Origin of the sequence: Microbacterium sp. LMC-P-041 (genome assembly GCF_030209555.1) — a bacterium.
Taxonomy (GTDB): Bacteria; Actinomycetota; Actinomycetes; order Actinomycetales; family Microbacteriaceae; genus Microbacterium.
The window spans coordinates 352,966-367,916 of record NZ_JARVRV010000002.1 but is presented as its reverse complement, the minus strand read 5'-3'; the positions used below and the strand labels follow the sequence as shown (position 1 = coordinate 367,916).

The window sequence follows — 14,951 nt, the reverse complement described above, 5'->3', positions numbered from 1 at the left end:
AGAACCTATGTTCGACAGCATCCAGGCTTAACCCTTGAATATGCCGTCATCCTCGTATCCTCGCCCGCGCAGCTTGTCGATGTCGCGACGCTCACGCTTCGTCGGTCGCCCCGCCCCCCGATCACGCAGTCCGAGAGCCGCCTGCGGTTCGCGCTCCGGTGTGCGGTCCTCATATGCCAGCGCAGCGAGAGGGGCACCGACGCGCTTGACGAGCAGCTGACGCACGATGAGAATCCGATCGAATCCGGCGATCCGGATGCGCAGTTCGTCGCCGACGCGGATGTGCTGAGCAGCCTTCACTTTGTCGCCGTTCACGCGCACATGCCCCGCACGGCATGCAGTGGTCGCGGCCGAGCGCGTCTTGTAGACGCGGATCGCCCAGAGCCAGCTGTCGACCCGTGCTGCATCCGCCATCAGATGTCTCGCTTTCTCAGTGCGATCAGGGTGCCGGCGATGATCAGACCCTGCCCGAGCGTGTAGGTGGCCATGATGGCGGGGCTGCTCCAGTCCGGCAGGGAACCGGGCAGGAAGAGCCGAAGAGCCAAGAGAGTGTCGCTGGCGAGGAAGAAGGCGCCGCCGATCGACACGAGCCCAGAGCATCGAGTGGCGGTGGCCGCTGTGCTCGCGAGGACGAGACCGTAGACAGCCACCGCGATCAGCAGCCCACCGGCGTGCGGACCGATGAACACCAGCATCGCCACCCACCACGCGGCGTAGACGAGCGCCCACCACGGCATCCGCCGCGCGGCGAGACGGCGGATGAAGAGCGCGATGTATGCCAGATGCGCGATGCCGAAGAACAGGAGCATCAGAGGCACTTCTGGCGCCGCCGGGAAGAACACCCCTGCGCTGTCGCCGAGCCACGAGAACAGGAGTGCCGCGATGGTCAACGCCAGCGCCGAGCGCTCCGCGGCGCGACCCACCGACACGAACACGGGCACGGCGAGCAAAGGCATGAGCAGGAGCTTCGTCGGCCCGGCTGCGGGGCTGCCCACGCTCAGCAGCGCCACGTGAGCCGCCGATGCCGCCGCATAGGGCAGAAAGGCCCAGAGAAGCGGGTCGGACGGACGGCGTCGCTGCATCTCACCATCGTAGGGCGGGATCGAACGCGGTCAGCCTCGCTCAGGATTCGACCGTGACCTGGGTGATCTGACCGTCGGCACCGAGGTGCACGGCGGGCCAGTAGCCCTCGGGGAAGTGCTGGCCGCAGGTGTCGATGAAATGGAGCACGACCGTGCCATCGGACGAAGCTTCGAGCGTCTCGAGGGTGAGGTCGGTCGCCGCGTCGTCGAGCTCGTGCTGCTCCGGGGCCGCATTGCTGAAGGCGGCGACGACCGCATCCGTCGCCAGTCGTCGCAGGACGCCGAGGGCGGCTATGGTCTGATGCACATGGGGGAGCAGTGCGGCAGCCTCATCGGCATCGGTGCCCTCGATCATGAGATCGAGAGGGGCGCCGGCGACGACCGTGCCGCCTGCATACCAGTCATGGGTCAGTACCGTTCCGTCGGACAGCTCGGTCGTGGCGCGCGTGAGGGTGCCCAGTTCGGGATCTTCGATGGTCGGGTTCTCGTCGCTCATGTCACCACGCTAGCGCTCGCTCACGGCCCGAGAGTCGAGCCGCGGGACTCGAGGTGCTCGCGCAGGATGCGAATGGCCTTGGGCCCGACTCCGTGGATGGCGAGCAGCGCCGTCTCGGACGCGCCGTCGAACTGGTCGAGACGGGTGAACCCGTGGAGCGCGAGCCCTCGTCGTGCGACCTTGCCCATGGACGCCGGTAGGTCCGTCTCTTCGTTCATGACGACAGATCCAGTGCGACCAGGGTTCGGCCGGGCTTCATCTCCGCGCGTTCTTCGAATCCCGCCGCCAGGAACGTGGCGAGCGTGCCGTGGAACAGATCGTTGGTGCGCTTCTTCTCGCCACGGGTGTCGACGGGGTACCCCTCGACCAGTCCGGCGCCGGAGCGTCGAGCGAGATCGACGGCGGCGCGCAGCAGCTCGAGGGTGATGCCCAAGCCGCGGTGTTCGCGACGGACCACGAAACATGTCACGGCCCATACGGACTCGTCATCGAAGGGTTCGGTTGATGCCGCCGCGATCATGCGCGTGCGCGGCACCCGCTGCTGCAGGGTTCGCGGACCGATCCTGATCCACCCCGCGGCCTCGCCGTCGATGTATGCGATCAGACCAGGTGGAGGGCCCGCCTGGATCTCATCGTGCAACATCTCTGTGCGTTGCGGCGTGGTGGTCTCATTCCACTCCTTGTTCCTCAGCATCGGCCACATGCACTGGCAACTGGCACCGTCGCCGCCGCCCGTCAGTGCATGCTGAACGTCATCCCATCGGGCGCTGGTCGCCACCTCGGTCGTGATCGTCACCATGGATGCGACCGTACGCCGGGGCTCCGACACCCCGCAACGCCCGGCGCTCACCCGGTTCGCGGAGTTCCGTCGAGTGGGGCTAAGATAGGGGAGTTGCCTGCGCGAGAGTGCAGAACAACGGGCTGTGGCGCAGCTTGGTAGCGCACTTGACTGGGGGTCAAGGGGTCGCAGGTTCAAATCCTGTCAGCCCGACCGAGAAAGGCCCGGAAACTCGCAAGAGTCTCCGGGCCTTCTGCATGTCCGGGACAGTCCGAGGGCAGCAGGCGTAAGGCCGTCACGCTGGGCGGCGTCGAGTGTGCCAGACACGCCCTCATCACGGAGGGTGGCGACGGCCTGCCGGGTCTGCGCCTTGGCTTAGGCCCGGCGGACCCTCGGTTGAACATCGAGACCGAAGCCGCCCATGGAGTGAGCGGCGGTGCTGACACGGAGGTACAGCACGGCGTTCATCGCGATTCCTGCATACTGAGCACATGAACATCGCTGACCCTCACGGGCCCATGAGTCCGTATGGCAAGGTCGGCTCGATCGTGAATGTCGTCATGTCCGCAGTATTCGGCGGGATCGCCGTCGTGGTGGGCATTGTTATCGGTGAGCCAATGCCGTTCGTCGGGGGGCTCGGCTTCTGGGCGATGTGTGCCTTCGCCTTCGTGCCGATCATGCGTCGCGCGATCAAGTACGAGCGCGAGACGAACGCGCGCCGCGCTGGCGCGATAGCCTCCCCGCATGAGGACATAGCCAACCGTGGAGATCGCACTCTGGACTGAGGACGCGATCGTGCTGATGGACTGGCTGGAGACTGTCGACTTCGACGAAGTTCCGTCAGAGCACAAGGCAGTCAAGCAGGCGCTGACGGACCTCGCGTCGCGGCTGGAGGAAGTTGTCCCGCATGAGTTGCCCATGACGCCCGAACGAGTCGCGACTGCGCAAGAGGCTGTCAGTCGGGGCATCGGCAGGTGATCAGAAGTGACGAATGTCGATGCGGGGGAGGCGGTCTCTCCGTCAACTGATGATTCCGGGCCTGCCGCCAAGTCCGTAGAACTGGCAGTGACCGGAAGAATCGGCGTCGTCCGCCATGAACAGGAGACGCTCGATGCGGATGCCGAGTTCCCAGTGTCGGCGGACCCGGTCGATTTTGTCCGCACTCATTCGCGCTGCCGATTGTGGGGCTGGCTCTTCATGCCCAAAAGCCGGCGGCGTCAAGACTCCACGAGCGGGGAGGCGGCCACAGGCATTGGGGCGGGCAGTACGGTGCCCCGACCGGTTCTGGGGTACCTATCGGGACACCTAGCCGGCTTCGCTGGGGAACTCCACCGGCTCGGGGCCGCGTCTGTGTGGCCACGGCCAACGTAACCCCAATGCAGCGCTGTATCTAGTGGTTGCGGATGCGCCTCAGTCCGATCCTGTGAACGGCGGTCGGCGGATCTCCGTTCATGTGTGGCGGCATCGAGATGCCGAGGCCCAGTCGCGTTTCGTGCAGAAGAGCGTACGCCCGCACGCCGTCGTCCACCACGCCATGTGACGTGGCTCCTATCAGGCGTATCCTTCGCTCGAGAGCCTGCCCCGACCACGGTCTGGGGACCCCGGCGGGGCCGCTCCGGTCGAGGGACTCTTCCTTCACATGATCACTCGTGATCCGGAGAGAGAGTCCCTCCGCTGTGCGATCCGTCGTCCTTCCGTCCGATTCCTCCTCACGTCAACCCCCTCCTCGTGTGCGTGGTCGACCGCATACCGTCGCCTCAACCGACAGAGGAGATGCAATGAGCGATCTGCAGAACACGCACGGAACTCCCGGTGGCGACGAAGAGGCGGACACCGCCTCGGGCGGTGCGCCCGACGAGTCGTCGTCGAAGAGCACCGACGAGATCATCGAGGACGAGACCACCGACGAAGACGGTGCGCCCCTCGAGAACCCGTCCGGCGGCTGACCCCGACGACGTCCACACGGAGAAGACCCCCACCGGCGCTGAGTCCTGTGGGGGTCTTCGTCGTCGGCGGGTCGCTGCACCTAGGCCGTGCGCACCGTCAGCATGCGCCACCCCTCGGGCACCTTCGCCTCGAGCGACGCCATGTCGTCGGCCTCGATCTCGCGCACGCCGTCGACACGGGTGAACGTGCCGGTGGCCTCCATCTTCGCTTCGCCCTTCAGCATCCTCACGGGCGCCGACGTCAGATAGAAGCCCGGCTTGCGGTGCTGTTCGAGCTCGACGAGCACCTCGGCCAGCGTCGTGCCGATGACGTCTGCAGTGCTGGTCTCGATGGGACGAATCAGAGCGATGAGCATCAGGCCAGCCTATGGCGCGGGCCTTGGGATTCGACGTACCGCTCCGCGCAGCGCATCAACTGACCGTCGTCGCGAGCGGAGGAAGGTGCGGGATCGTGACCGGCGACGTCGATCGGCTCGGCGGGTTGTGGAACCGCTGCAGGTCGCTGAGCACCTCTTCCGCCGACATGTACGAGCTCGCCAGGGGAAGGTTGCGCAGCCAGAGCACGTCGACCTCGACGGCGTCGACCTGATAGATGCAGGCGACAGTCTGGCGCGCATCGTGCGGCTCGTACCTGTGGTCGACGATCAGCCACTCGGTCTCCGTGACCCTTCGGAGCTCGAACCTCGGATCGGGCATCGCGGACATCTCAACACTCCAATCAGTCGTTGTCACCATCGGCTGACAGAGGGAGCGCTCCGCGCCCGGGCGGGAAGACACCACCGCCTGGTCGACGGGCGCCCTCTGCCCGCCAGAGTTCACCAGAATTATAAGAACTCACCGGTATATCGCTCAAGTGAGCCGTGAGGGATGCGGCGGACAGCGCGCCTCAGGCTTCGTGCGCGGTCTTCCCGGCGATCACGGTGCGCAGGACTCGCGCTGTGAGCAGAGACGCGCTGCCCTCCGAGAACGGATCGACGTCGAGCACGGCGAAGTCTGCGACCTGGCCCACCGCGATCCGGCCCCGCCAGTCGCCATCGCCGATCGAGACCGCAGCGTCACGAGTCGCATGCACGACCGCGCGTTCGAGGGGAAGAGCGAACTGCGGATGCACCGCCGGCACATCCGGGTCGAGAGCGGACGCCCGCGTTGTGGCGACGTACATGTTCGCGAGCGCCGCATGCGGTGCGGTGGGGGCGTCGGTCGAGAAGGCGAGCAGCGCACCGGCATCCTCATACTCGGGCCACGCGAAGGCCCGATCCGCACGATCGTCGCCCAGCTGTGCTGCCCAGTTGGCGAAGATGGCGGGGTCGGCGTGGACCGGCTGCATGGAGGCCGTCACGCCGATCGGCAAGACGATCACTCATCCGGCGGTCATCGCCGCCTACGACGACCTGGCGACCGCTCTCGTCGACGGCGGTTTCCCCGAGGACGAGGTGCTCACGGTGATCGCGATCATCGACGCGTTCGCGATCGGCTTCGGCCTCGATCTGGCATCGCCGGACGAGGTCTGGGAGCCCGGGGAGGGGACGCGGACGCTCGGGCGCGTGATGGAGGGCGCCGAGCGCGGGACAGCCCGCGCGGATCGGACGTTCGAACTCGGCGTCGGTTTGCTGGTCGATTCGCTCCGTGCTCGCCTCACCCGATGACCCGAGAGCCGGTGGAGCGGCGGTGACTGCTCAGGATCCGGTGCGTGCGGTGACGAGCGCCTGGAGCGCTGCCGCATCGTGCGGTGCGTGCCCGCGCGCGTCGTTGTCGAAGTAGACGTACACGTCGCGCGGTCGGCTGTCGCCGGCGCCCGTGCCGTCCGACCAGGCGCAGAGCAGGTCGGCCCATTCGTCGAGCTCGGCGGCGGTGTACGCGCTGTGATAGAGCATCTGTGCGCCATGAAGCCGGACATAGACGACCTCGCTCGTCAGGGCGTCGAAACGTGGCCATCTGCCGGCGGTGTCGGCGATGACGAGCGAAGCGCCGTGGTGACTGAGGATGCGCAGTGCCTCAGGATCGTCGAATGTCTGCGACCTCGGCTCGATCGCGTAACGGATCGGCTGGTCGCTCTCGAGCTCCGTCCAGGCTCGTCCGTCGAGACGCGAGTCGTGCGTCATCGCCAGCTTCTGAGCATCGCCCGTCGTGCGGGGGAGTGAATCGAGGAATCGTTCCAGGACCTCGGCGTCGAACTTCTCACGCTCCGGCAGCTGCCAGAGGATCGGTCCGAGTTGGGTTCCGAGGGCGAGGATGCCGGAGGCGAAGAAGTTGGCGAGTGCCTGTTCCGTGTCGCGGAGCCGCAGCATGTGCGTCACATAGCGGGATCCCTTGATGGCGAAGCTGAAGTCGTCAGGCACCTCGCTGGGCCAGCGACGGTAGCTATCCGGGCGTTGCAGCGAGTAGAACGATCCGTTGAGCTCGACGGTGGGGAAGTGCTGTCCGATGTGCTCGAGCTCCCGGCGTTGAGGCAGACCCCGGGGATAGAAGTCACCGCGCCAGCTGGCGTACCGCCAGCCCGACACGCCTATCCTCACCTGCGCAGCGCGTGCGGCGGTCATCGCGATTGATCCTCCTCCGCTGCCGCCGTGATTCGGGCGGCGTGAGGCGACGATAGGTGCGATGCCGTGGATGGGGAGCGGGGTTGACGCCCGTGGGCCACGTTGGTAGCGGCGTGCGGTCTCGCTCGGCTGTGCGTGAAGGCGAGGATCGCGCGTGGTGCGAGGACTGGTTGCCCTCTCGAGTCGTCCAACCCCATTTGGATCACTCGAGAGGGCTCACCGTCCTTCCCGGACGGTAGGGGAGGCGGCGAAGATTTTCGCTGCTCTCTCGACTGATATCCCCAGATGTTCAGCCGGTAGCCCCCGCTACTCCTTGCAGAATATCGCTTAATAGCTCTGTCCGCCATTTGGGGGACAAAGAAATCTACGAATGTTTCTTCCAAGACTGGGGCTTGCCGCGAGAACGTGCACTCATAGAGTGGGTTCATGGACAGAAAGCTCGTGCTGAACGCGCACCTCGCCATCGCCCACGGGCACCGCGTCGAGGTGACGGAGCGCATCGACGAGCTGACCGGAGAGTCGCTGATCCTGTCGGTCAGAGACCTCGACACGGGCATCCGGTATCGCCGCGTCGAAGAGCCGCGGGGTGAGTTCCTCCGGTGGCTCGGCCGCGTCGTCGACTGCACCGTGACCATCGGCGGCCACTCCTCGCAGACGACTCTCACCGTCGACGCCGACAGAGACGGATCAGGGGCGACGAGCGCCAGGGCTGCTCTGAACGGGGCGGATGCGGCGGTCGACGCCGCGAAGGCTGAAGCCGATCGCTGGGGCGGCGGAGACCGCGTCCCCGAGCCTGAGCCCGAACGCTTCTGGTGAGCCGCTCACCGGAAGTCCCTCGAACGATGCGTCACCCCCGTTCGGAGATCTTCGAACGCGTCGGCGAGGACGTTCACGACGCCCTCCGCTGAACGCTCGAGGATGCCGCGGATGATCAGCGCAGGAGAATCGCGCGCCACCCGGTGGTAACGACCCCACACCCCAGTCGAGCAGATGACGTTGACGAGACCGGTCTCATCCTCGAGGTTGAGGAAGGTGACACCGGCTGCGGTCGCCGGACGTTGACGGTGGGTCACAAGACCGGCGACCTCGATGCGTCGCCCCGTCTCGTGGCTCTGCAGATCTGCTGAGGTGAGCACGCCCCGTTCGCGCAGGAGCCCGCGGAAATGCGCCATCGGATGGTCGTCGGTCGAGACGCCGGTCGCCCAGAGATCTGCGGAGAGCCGCTCATAGCTGGACTGATCGCTGAACAGCGGCGGTTGCACGGCGATCGTCGTGCCGGGAAGGAACCGGGATCGGTCTTCAGCGGCTGCCCCGGACAGCCAGATCGCCTCTCTGCGCCGGAGGCCGAGGCACTCGAACGCGCCGGCGGTCGCCAGGGACTCCAGCTGCGCAGCGGTGGCATCCGTGCGCCTCACCAGATCGTTCAGATCGCGGAAAGGTCCGGCTGCCTCGCGCTCGGCGACGATCTTCTCCGCCAGTTGAGTGCCGATGCCGCGCACACCGCTGAGACCCATGCGCACCGCATAGGCGCCATCTCGACGGTGTGCCGCCGACTCGTCCGGAGAGGAGCGATCGAAGCGCGGCACCCGGGGCTGCAGAGGGTCGCTGCAGGTGTCCCGCCCCGTCGGCATCCGCAGCGGTGAGCCCTCGAGGGGTTCGAGAGTCTCGGTGGCCCCCGAGGCGTGCAGATCGGGGCGACGCACCTCGACCCCGTGTCGTCGTGCATCCGCGGTGAGTGTCGACGCGGAGTAGAAGCCCATCGGCTGCGACCGGAGGAGCCCAGCGAGGAACGCCGCGGGATAGTGCAGCTTGAGCCAGGAGCTCGCATAGACCAGGAGCGCGAAGGACAACGAGTGGGACTCTGCGAATCCGAAGTTCGCGAAGGCCTGGATCTGCGCGTAGATGCGATCCGACTGCTCGGCGGAGAGTCCGCGTCTGGTCATCCCCGCGTAGAGCTTGTCTCGCACCTTGTCGATCTTCTCGAGCCCGCGCTTGGACCCCATCGCGCGTCTGAGCAGATCGGCCTCGTCGGCGGTGCAGTCGCCGATGGCCGTCGCCATCTGGATCAGTTGCTCCTGGAAGATCGGGATGCCCAGTGTCCGCTCGAGGATCGGCTTGAGGTCATCGTGCGGAGACGGGATCTCGAGCACCACGGGCTCTTCGCCACGGGCGGCTCTGGCGAGATTCTCCTCGTCGAGCGCATCCTTCGCCATCTTGCGGCGGACGAAGGGATGCACGGCCCCGCCCTGGATGGGCCCGGGGCGGATCAGCGCGATCTGGATGGCGAGGTCGTAGAAGGCCCGAGGCTGCAGGCGGGGGAGAAGGCCGATCTGCGCACGGGATTCGACCTGGAACACCCCGATCGAGTCGGCGCGGCAGAGCATGTCGTAGACGGCCGGCTCTTCTTTCGGAAGGGTCTCGAGCGTCCACCGCTCACCCGTGGCGTCGTGGATCAGGTCGAAGCAGTGCTGGAGCGCAGCCAGCATCCCGAGCCCGAGGAGATCGAACTTCACCAGCCCCATCCAGGCCGCGTCGTCTTTGTCCCACTGGATCACCGTGCGGTTCTCCATGCGTGCATGCTCGACGGGAACGACCTCGCCGACAGGGCGCGCGGTGAGCACCATGCCGCCGGAGTGGATGCCGAGATGCCGGGGAGCCTTCAGCAGTTCGCCCGCGTAGTCGAGCACGTTCGCCGGGATGTCGTGCTCGTCGGCCACCTCGAGCCCGGCGCTCCACCCATCGACCTGCCGGGACCAGGCATCCTGCTGTCCCGGGGAGTAGCCGAGAGCTCTCGCCATGTCGCGCACCGCGTTCTTCGGACGGTACTGGATGACGTTCGCCACCTGTGCCGCACGTTCGCGTCCGTACTCGCGGTACACCCACTGGATGATCTCCTCGCGGCGATCCGAGTCGAAATCGACATCGATGTCCGGTTCTTCCTGTCGGGTCGTCGCGAGGAAGCGCTCGAAGGGCAGACGGTAGAGGATCGGGTCGACGGCGGTGATGCCGAGCAGATAGCAGACGGCGCTCGCCGCGGCCGAGCCGCGCCCCTGGCACAGGATGCCGCGACGGCGCGCCTCGGCGACGATGCCGTGCACGATGAGGAAGTAGCCGGGGAAGTCCTTCTCCTCGATCACATCGAGCTCGCGTCCGATCCTGCGACGGCCGTCGGCATCCAGGCGCGGATACTTCGTCGGCACGGCCTCCCACACCAGGTGGCGCAGCCAGCTCATCGGCGTGTGTCCGTCAGGGACCTCCTGCTTCGGGAGGGCAGGTCGTGCACGGCGGAGGGAGAAGGCCGACGCTGCGGCGAGTTCGAGGCCGTAGGAGATCGCACCGGGGTGGCGCCGGAAGCGCGCTGCCATCTCCGCGCCGCTGCGCAGATGCGCTCCTCCGTGAGTCGGAAGCCACCCGTCGAGCTCGTCCATGCTGCGCACGGCGCGCACGGCGGCGACCGCTTCGGCCAGTGATGCACGCTCGGGCGCTGCATAGTGCACGTTGTTCGTCGCCACCACCGGCAGTCGCATCCGTCTGGCGAGATCGGCGAGAGCGTCGTTGCGTCGTGTGTCCAGCGGGTCGCCGTGGTCAAAGAGCTCGACGGCGACGTGATCCTGGCCGAACAGATCCACCAGTCGGCGCAGCGGCGTCTGAGCATCTCCCGCCTCTAGGCCACGGCGGACCCCGCCCTTCCGGCATCCGGTGAGGATCGTCCAGTGCCCGTCTGAGGCGGCTGCCAGCTCCTCGAGGTCGTAGACGGGGCGGCCCTTCTCGCCACCGCGCAGGTGGGCGGCCGTCATCGCGCCGGAGAGACGGTGGTAGCCCTCCAGCCCGTCGGCGAGCACCAGCAGATGGTCGCCGACGGGATCGGGGGCGCCCCGCTGCGGTGCGTCGAGGCCGAGCGAGAGCTCTGCGCCGAACACGGTCTGGACGCTCACATCCATCAGCTCTGCGACCTCGGCGAAGCGGGCAGCACCGTAGAAGCCGTCGTGGTCGGTGAGCGCCAGTGCAGTGAGTCCGAGACGCTCGGCCTCGGCGAGCAGGTCCTCCGGTGAGGAGGCGCCGTCGAGGAAGGAATAGGACGAATGCGCATGCAGCTCGGCGTACGGGACGGCGTCCTCTGGCCTGCTGACGGACGTCGGTGGGTTCCGTGTGCGCTTGGTGCTGACGGGGCCGGGGTCGGGTCGGCTGCCGGGCGGGATGCCTCCCGTCGGGTAGGGCGATTCCTCGCCGCTGAGAGTGCGCTCCAGCTCGTTCCAGGACAGGGGAGGGTTGTGCCAGCCCATCAGCGGTACCTCCCCTCAGCCCACCACCGGCCTCCGGTGCAGAAGACGAGCCAGGCCCGATCATGATCGTCGACGATCTGCAGGCGGTGCCCTCTCTTGCCGCCGGAGTCCTCCCATCGGCGTTCATGGATCGGCCACGGACCGGCCCACGCCTGAACGTCGTCGCCGTCGATGCGAGCGGGCGCCGCCGAGAGCGCACCCCGTTCGTCGACGAGGACGGTCTCGCCGTCAGGGGAGAGCACTCCGATGGGGCGAGGAGGGCGGAACACCTCGGCGGGGAGAGGGTCGGGAAGGCTCCCCGGCCAGGGCTGCGCTGGGTCTCTGGGGGCGACGGCGCGTTCGCCCCACGGAGTGAGCACCTGTCGATCGGCGAGCCAGCGCCCGCCGGAGAGGGCAGCGGTGACGACGCCCTCGTGGCCGAGCATCGTCTGCACGCGCGAGATGGCGTGATGCAGGCGTTCATCAGTGCCGGACCCGAAGAGGCCGGGCTGGTGATGGGCGGCATCGTCGACCGCCACGGGGACGATCCGCACCAGAGAGATTCCGCCGAAGGCACGAGCCTCATCGACCGGCTCCTTCGCGGATTCGGCTCCCAGTGCTTCGAGCTGCCAGCGCACCCGGTCGACGAGATCAGCGGCATCGAAGCAGGTGGGATGCAGCCAGGGGCGCGAGAACACCTTGCCGTCGTCGTCGGTGAGGTCGATGCGGACCTCGGTGCACACCACCGAGGCCTCACCGAGGGCGAGCATGACCGCATCGGCCGTCTGCCGCACGGCGAAGGCCACCTGATCGGCTCCGGCGAGTGGCGAGTCGAACTCGATGGAGCGAACGAGCTCGGGGTCAGGAGGTCGTGCCACCACCGCGCGGGAATCGGCGCCGGCGGCGAGGGCGTGCAGACGCGCGCCGCGCTCGCCGAAGCGATCGCGCACCTCGATCTCGTCGAGGGCCGCGAAGTCGCCGAGCGTGCGCACACCGAGCCGGACGAGCAGACCGGTGAGCTGCTCGTCTCTCAGAACGTTCACCGGGAGTGGGGCGAGGAAGTCCTTCGCGAGTCCTGCAGGTACGACGGTGCACGGTGCGCTCCCTCGCGCGGCGAGCTCGGCGGTGAAGGGACCGTCGGCGATGCCCACGCGCACCTCGGGGAACCCGGCGTCGGTGAGGATGTCGATCAGGGCACGCCCCGCCTCGGCCTCGCCGTCGTGATAGCGCGCGATGCCCCGTGCCCGCACCGCCGCCAGCCCTGGACGCAGCAGTGCCGCACCGGGCGCGTGCTTCTCGATGAGCTGCAGCACGGGGAGGAACGCTCTCTCGTCGCGGGCGGGGTCGTGGGGCATCACGCGCAGTGACGAGATATGGCCCTGAGCGACGCGGCGACGTTGGCCGGCGCGCACGCCGTGCTCCCTCGCCGATGCGGTGCACGCCACGACGGTGTTCGCATGCACCAGAGCGGTCGGCGGATGAGGCGGTGGGCCGCCGAGAGCTGCTCTCAGCGGCCAATCGGGAAGCCACAGGACGAGGACGCGAAGTGGAGCGGCGGTCATCCGGCCACCGCCAGACGCGGGTACTCGAGCGGAGCGGCCTCGCCGCCGCGCAGGCCGGTCAGCCCTGTGATCTCGGCCATGGTCTCGGTGGCGACGTGCTCCGCCGGCAGCTCTTCCACTGCGCCGTGGGAGCCGGGAAGACGCACGCGTACGCTCGACGTCAGCGGACTGTGCCTCGTCCGCGCCGACACCGTCGCCGTGGAGCCTTCGATGAGCCCCCACCCCTCGCCGATGCCGAGCCAGTGCTGGTCGTGCAGCCGGATGGACCCCTCGCTCTGCGGCCAGGCGCCGGACTCCGCGGACTCGGTGACGAGCAGGGTGCTCCCGCGGTCTCGCAGTCGTGCGCTCAGTCGGGACACATCCGCATCGCGGGCCCTCCCTCCGGGCTGCACGGCGATCAGCGGAACCACCTCGGCGAGCGCAGAGGCCACGGCGAGCCAGCGGTCTCCTGGTTCGGGGACGAGGATCAGGCGAGGAAGCGCGATTCCGAACGCCGCTGCGGCTTCGACACCCAGTGTGGGCATGCCCACGACCGCGCACCAGTGGCCCTTGCCCGAGGCCGCGGCGAGCAGTGCGAGGACGAGACTGGGGGAGGGAGAGACGGTGTACGCCGCCCCCGTCTGCAGCCCCTCTTCGGGGAGCAGCGAGGAGAAGGCCGGATCGAGAGGGAGAAGCGGGTGCTCGCTGCGTCTGCGCTGCATGCGGCTGATCTCCCGGCGCAGCCGAAGAACCTCTCCGGCGCGGGAGTCGCCAGCCGGAGAGAGCGCGGTCACCGCATCGAGCCCGATCCCCATGAATCCATCCTCGAAGATATGTACTAATAAAGCAACTGGAGTAGATGACGATAGTTCGAACCTCCGACATCGCGGCGTGACGTTATCCACACGCGGTCATCGCCGCCGTCCGAGTTCTCCTAACCTGCGGGCATGGATCTCCGTACTGTGGCCGTCGTGACCGTTCATCTGGCCCTGTTCGCGATCGCCTGCCGACTCGTCGCCGTCGACATCCGCACGCATCGGCTGCCGAACCGGATCGTGCTCCCCACCCTCGCGGCGCTCATCGTCCTCGGAGTCGTCGACGCCATCACGGTCGGCCAGAGCGCCCCGTTGATCAGGGCCGTATCCGGGTTGCTGATCCTCGGCGGCTTCTACGCGACGCTCCGTCTGCTCAGCCGGGACGGCATGGGCGGAGGCGATGTCAAGCTCGCCGCCGTCATCGGTCTGGTCCTCGGATGGCACAGCTGGCAGGCGCTCGCCGTGGGAGCAGCATCCGCCTTCGTGCTCGGCGCCGTGTTCTCCCTCTCGCTGATGATGCTCCGCAGGGCGGACGGATCCACGCGGATCGCCTTCGGACCGTGGATGATCATCGGCGCGCTCCTCGGCATCCTGATGGAGTGAGGCGCCGTGCAGGGTGCCGTCGGCGATAGGGTGAGGACATGGCACTCGCACGACTTCACGGCGGCCCGCTCGACGGGCAGATCATTCCTCTCGGCGACGCGGACGACAAGCTGATCGTCCCTTACAGCGAGACCCAGGTGGTGTACAACCGGCGCGGTGACGCGCAGAACACCGGCGACACCGACGGTCCCACCGAGATCGACTACTGGTACGACGAATCCCTCGAGGACATCAGCCCGTCGGATGACTGAGCACCCCAGCGAGTCGCCGTCTGGCTCCGAGCCCTCCAGGGTCGTCGAGGTCGAGCGCAAGTACGACGTCGATGACTCCACGCCCCTTCCGGTGTGGGTGGGGATCCCCGGAGTGGATGCCGTGTCGTCCGGAGAGGTGCGCGAGCTCGACGCTCGCTACTTCGACACCGTCGATGCTCGGCTCTCCCGTGCAGGGGTAGCCCTTCGTCGCCGCACCGGCGGCCCCGATGCCGGATGGCACATCAAGGGACCGCGAGAAGGTGACGGTCGCCTCGAGATCGGCTGGCCCCTGGGCGAAGACGACAGCATCCCGGATGCCGTGACCGAGACCATCTCGCGATGGGCGACGGCGCCGCTCACACCCCTCGCGCGGATCGAGAACACCCGCACGGCGTACCTGCTCACCGGGACGGCCGGAGTCGTCGCCGAGTTCGTCGATGACCGCGTTCGCGCGACCGATCTCCGACACGACGTGCAGCGGGAATGGCGGGAGTGGGAGTTCGAGCTCGGCCCCGCCGCGCCTGTCGATGCGGCGGGGCGAGCAGCCCTCTTCGACGCCGTGGAGCGGGTCGTCTCCGATGCCGGGGGTCGCGACGCGTCATCCAGCTCGAAGCTCGCGCGTGCTCTGGGTTTCTGA

At 67.7% G+C, this 14,951-nt stretch carries 21 protein-coding genes and 1 tRNA gene; 9 read left to right on the top strand and 13 right to left on the bottom strand.

What is annotated here, in order from left to right; translation table 11 throughout:
• Window positions 1-27: 27 nt before the first annotated feature.
• From QRN21_RS05690 to QRN21_RS05670, 5 genes are read right to left on the bottom strand one after another with little or no spacing between them, the layout of a single operon-like run.
• Window positions 28-414: an RNA-binding S4 domain-containing protein gene (locus tag QRN21_RS05690; RefSeq protein ID WP_285363370.1), complete on the bottom strand. Its 387-nt coding sequence runs from the start codon at window positions 412-414 to the stop codon at window positions 28-30.
• Entirely contained in the window at window positions 414-1,082 is a 669-nt protein-coding gene (locus QRN21_RS05685) for a lysoplasmalogenase family protein (RefSeq protein ID WP_187249855.1), read from the bottom strand. The genes QRN21_RS05690 and QRN21_RS05685 overlap by 1 nt, the downstream gene beginning before the upstream one ends.
• 40 nt (window positions 1,083-1,122) lie before the next feature.
• Window positions 1,123-1,578, bottom strand: a complete 456-nt coding sequence (locus QRN21_RS05680) for a hypothetical protein (RefSeq protein WP_053096834.1) — start codon at window positions 1,576-1,578, stop codon at window positions 1,123-1,125.
• Between the two features lie 20 nt (window positions 1,579-1,598).
• On the bottom strand, window positions 1,599-1,796 hold the full coding sequence (locus tag QRN21_RS05675; protein ID WP_053096832.1) for a helix-hairpin-helix domain-containing protein: 198 nt from the start codon (window positions 1,794-1,796) through the stop codon (window positions 1,599-1,601).
• Window positions 1,793-2,377: a GNAT family N-acetyltransferase gene (locus QRN21_RS05670; protein ID WP_230100698.1), complete on the bottom strand. Its 585-nt coding sequence runs from the start codon at window positions 2,375-2,377 to the stop codon at window positions 1,793-1,795. The genes QRN21_RS05675 and QRN21_RS05670 overlap by 4 nt, the downstream gene beginning before the upstream one ends.
• A 118-nt stretch (window positions 2,378-2,495) precedes the next feature.
• Between QRN21_RS05670 and QRN21_RS05665 the strand changes: the two genes are divergently transcribed.
• The 3 genes from QRN21_RS05665 (at window position 2,496) to QRN21_RS05655 (ending at window position 3,334) form a co-directional block, all read left to right on the top strand.
• Window positions 2,496-2,569: transfer RNA gene (locus QRN21_RS05665), tRNA-Pro, on the top strand.
• A gap of 278 nt (window positions 2,570-2,847) precedes the next feature.
• A complete protein-coding gene (locus QRN21_RS05660) occupies window positions 2,848-3,141 on the top strand; it encodes a hypothetical protein (RefSeq protein WP_285363369.1) in 294 nt (97 codons plus the stop codon).
• Complete coding sequence (locus tag QRN21_RS05655; protein WP_285363368.1) at window positions 3,119-3,334, top strand: hypothetical protein; 216 nt, start codon at window positions 3,119-3,121, stop codon at window positions 3,332-3,334. The genes QRN21_RS05660 and QRN21_RS05655 overlap by 23 nt, the downstream gene beginning before the upstream one ends.
• A gap of 42 nt (window positions 3,335-3,376) precedes the next feature.
• Here the strand turns inward: QRN21_RS05655 and QRN21_RS05650 are convergent, their stop codons facing one another.
• Window positions 3,377-3,523 carry a hypothetical protein gene (locus QRN21_RS05650; protein WP_285363367.1) on the bottom strand — a complete coding sequence of 49 codons (147 nt, stop codon included), beginning with the start codon at window positions 3,521-3,523 and terminating at the stop codon, window positions 3,377-3,379.
• A 611-nt stretch (window positions 3,524-4,134) separates the two neighbouring features.
• On the opposite strand from QRN21_RS05650, the gene QRN21_RS05645 reads away from it, so the two are divergent.
• Entirely contained in the window at window positions 4,135-4,302 is a 168-nt protein-coding gene (locus QRN21_RS05645; RefSeq protein WP_171821924.1) for a hypothetical protein, read from the top strand.
• Between the two features lie 80 nt (window positions 4,303-4,382).
• Here the strand turns inward: QRN21_RS05645 and QRN21_RS05640 are convergent, their stop codons facing one another.
• From QRN21_RS05640 to QRN21_RS05630, 3 genes are all read right to left on the bottom strand, one after another.
• The gene (locus tag QRN21_RS05640) at window positions 4,383-4,658 is read right to left on the bottom strand and encodes a hypothetical protein (RefSeq protein WP_053096828.1); all 276 of its coding nucleotides are present in this window, start codon (window positions 4,656-4,658) and stop codon (window positions 4,383-4,385) included.
• Between the two features lie 55 nt (window positions 4,659-4,713).
• On the bottom strand, window positions 4,714-4,998 hold the full coding sequence (locus QRN21_RS05635; RefSeq protein WP_232224452.1) for a hypothetical protein: 285 nt from the start codon (window positions 4,996-4,998) through the stop codon (window positions 4,714-4,716).
• A 190-nt stretch (window positions 4,999-5,188) separates the two neighbouring features.
• Entirely contained in the window at window positions 5,189-5,629 is a 441-nt protein-coding gene (locus QRN21_RS05630) for an amidohydrolase family protein (protein ID WP_056278982.1), read from the bottom strand.
• Between QRN21_RS05630 and QRN21_RS05625 the strand changes: the two genes are divergently transcribed.
• Window positions 5,628-5,948: a TetR/AcrR family transcriptional regulator C-terminal domain-containing protein gene (locus QRN21_RS05625; protein WP_056278981.1), complete on the top strand. Its 321-nt coding sequence runs from the start codon at window positions 5,628-5,630 to the stop codon at window positions 5,946-5,948. The two genes, QRN21_RS05630 and QRN21_RS05625, sit on opposite strands and share 2 nt — an antisense overlap.
• A gap of 30 nt (window positions 5,949-5,978) precedes the next feature.
• On the opposite strand, the gene QRN21_RS05620 is transcribed toward QRN21_RS05625, so the two are convergent.
• Window positions 5,979-6,842, bottom strand: coding sequence for a DUF72 domain-containing protein (locus tag QRN21_RS05620; protein ID WP_285363366.1), 864 nt, complete (start codon window positions 6,840-6,842; stop codon window positions 5,979-5,981).
• 426 nt (window positions 6,843-7,268) lie between these two features.
• Here QRN21_RS05620 and QRN21_RS05615 point away from each other — a divergent pair, with 426 nt between their 5' ends.
• Window positions 7,269-7,658, top strand: coding sequence for a hypothetical protein (locus QRN21_RS05615; protein ID WP_053096818.1), 390 nt, complete (start codon window positions 7,269-7,271; stop codon window positions 7,656-7,658).
• Between the two features lie 5 nt (window positions 7,659-7,663).
• Here the strand turns inward: QRN21_RS05615 and QRN21_RS05610 are convergent, their stop codons facing one another.
• Genes QRN21_RS05610 through imuA' form a run of 3 tightly spaced genes read right to left on the bottom strand, consistent with a single transcriptional unit; the run spans window position 7,664 to window position 13,460 of the window.
• Complete coding sequence (locus QRN21_RS05610; RefSeq protein ID WP_285363365.1) at window positions 7,664-11,125, bottom strand: error-prone DNA polymerase; 3,462 nt, start codon at window positions 11,123-11,125, stop codon at window positions 7,664-7,666.
• Window positions 11,125-12,666, bottom strand: coding sequence for a DNA polymerase Y family protein (locus QRN21_RS05605; RefSeq protein ID WP_187249835.1), 1,542 nt, complete (start codon window positions 12,664-12,666; stop codon window positions 11,125-11,127). The genes QRN21_RS05610 and QRN21_RS05605 overlap by 1 nt, the downstream gene beginning before the upstream one ends.
• A complete protein-coding gene (gene imuA', locus QRN21_RS05600; protein WP_285363364.1) occupies window positions 12,663-13,460 on the bottom strand; it encodes a DnaE2-dependent mutagenesis accessory factor ImuA' in 798 nt (265 codons plus the stop codon). The genes QRN21_RS05605 and imuA' overlap by 4 nt, the downstream gene beginning before the upstream one ends.
• Before the next feature lie 132 nt (window positions 13,461-13,592).
• Here imuA' and QRN21_RS05595 point away from each other — a divergent pair, with 132 nt between their 5' ends.
• The 3 genes from QRN21_RS05595 to QRN21_RS05585 are packed head-to-tail and all read left to right on the top strand — an operon-like array spanning window position 13,593 to window position 14,951.
• Entirely contained in the window at window positions 13,593-14,063 is a 471-nt protein-coding gene (locus QRN21_RS05595) for a prepilin peptidase (RefSeq protein ID WP_187249834.1), read from the top strand.
• 38 nt (window positions 14,064-14,101) lie between these two features.
• Entirely contained in the window at window positions 14,102-14,314 is a 213-nt protein-coding gene (locus tag QRN21_RS05590; protein WP_042538484.1) for a hypothetical protein, read from the top strand.
• Window positions 14,307-14,951 carry a CYTH domain-containing protein gene (locus tag QRN21_RS05585; protein WP_285363363.1) on the top strand — a complete coding sequence of 215 codons (645 nt, stop codon included), beginning with the start codon at window positions 14,307-14,309 and terminating at the stop codon, window positions 14,949-14,951. The genes QRN21_RS05590 and QRN21_RS05585 overlap by 8 nt, the downstream gene beginning before the upstream one ends.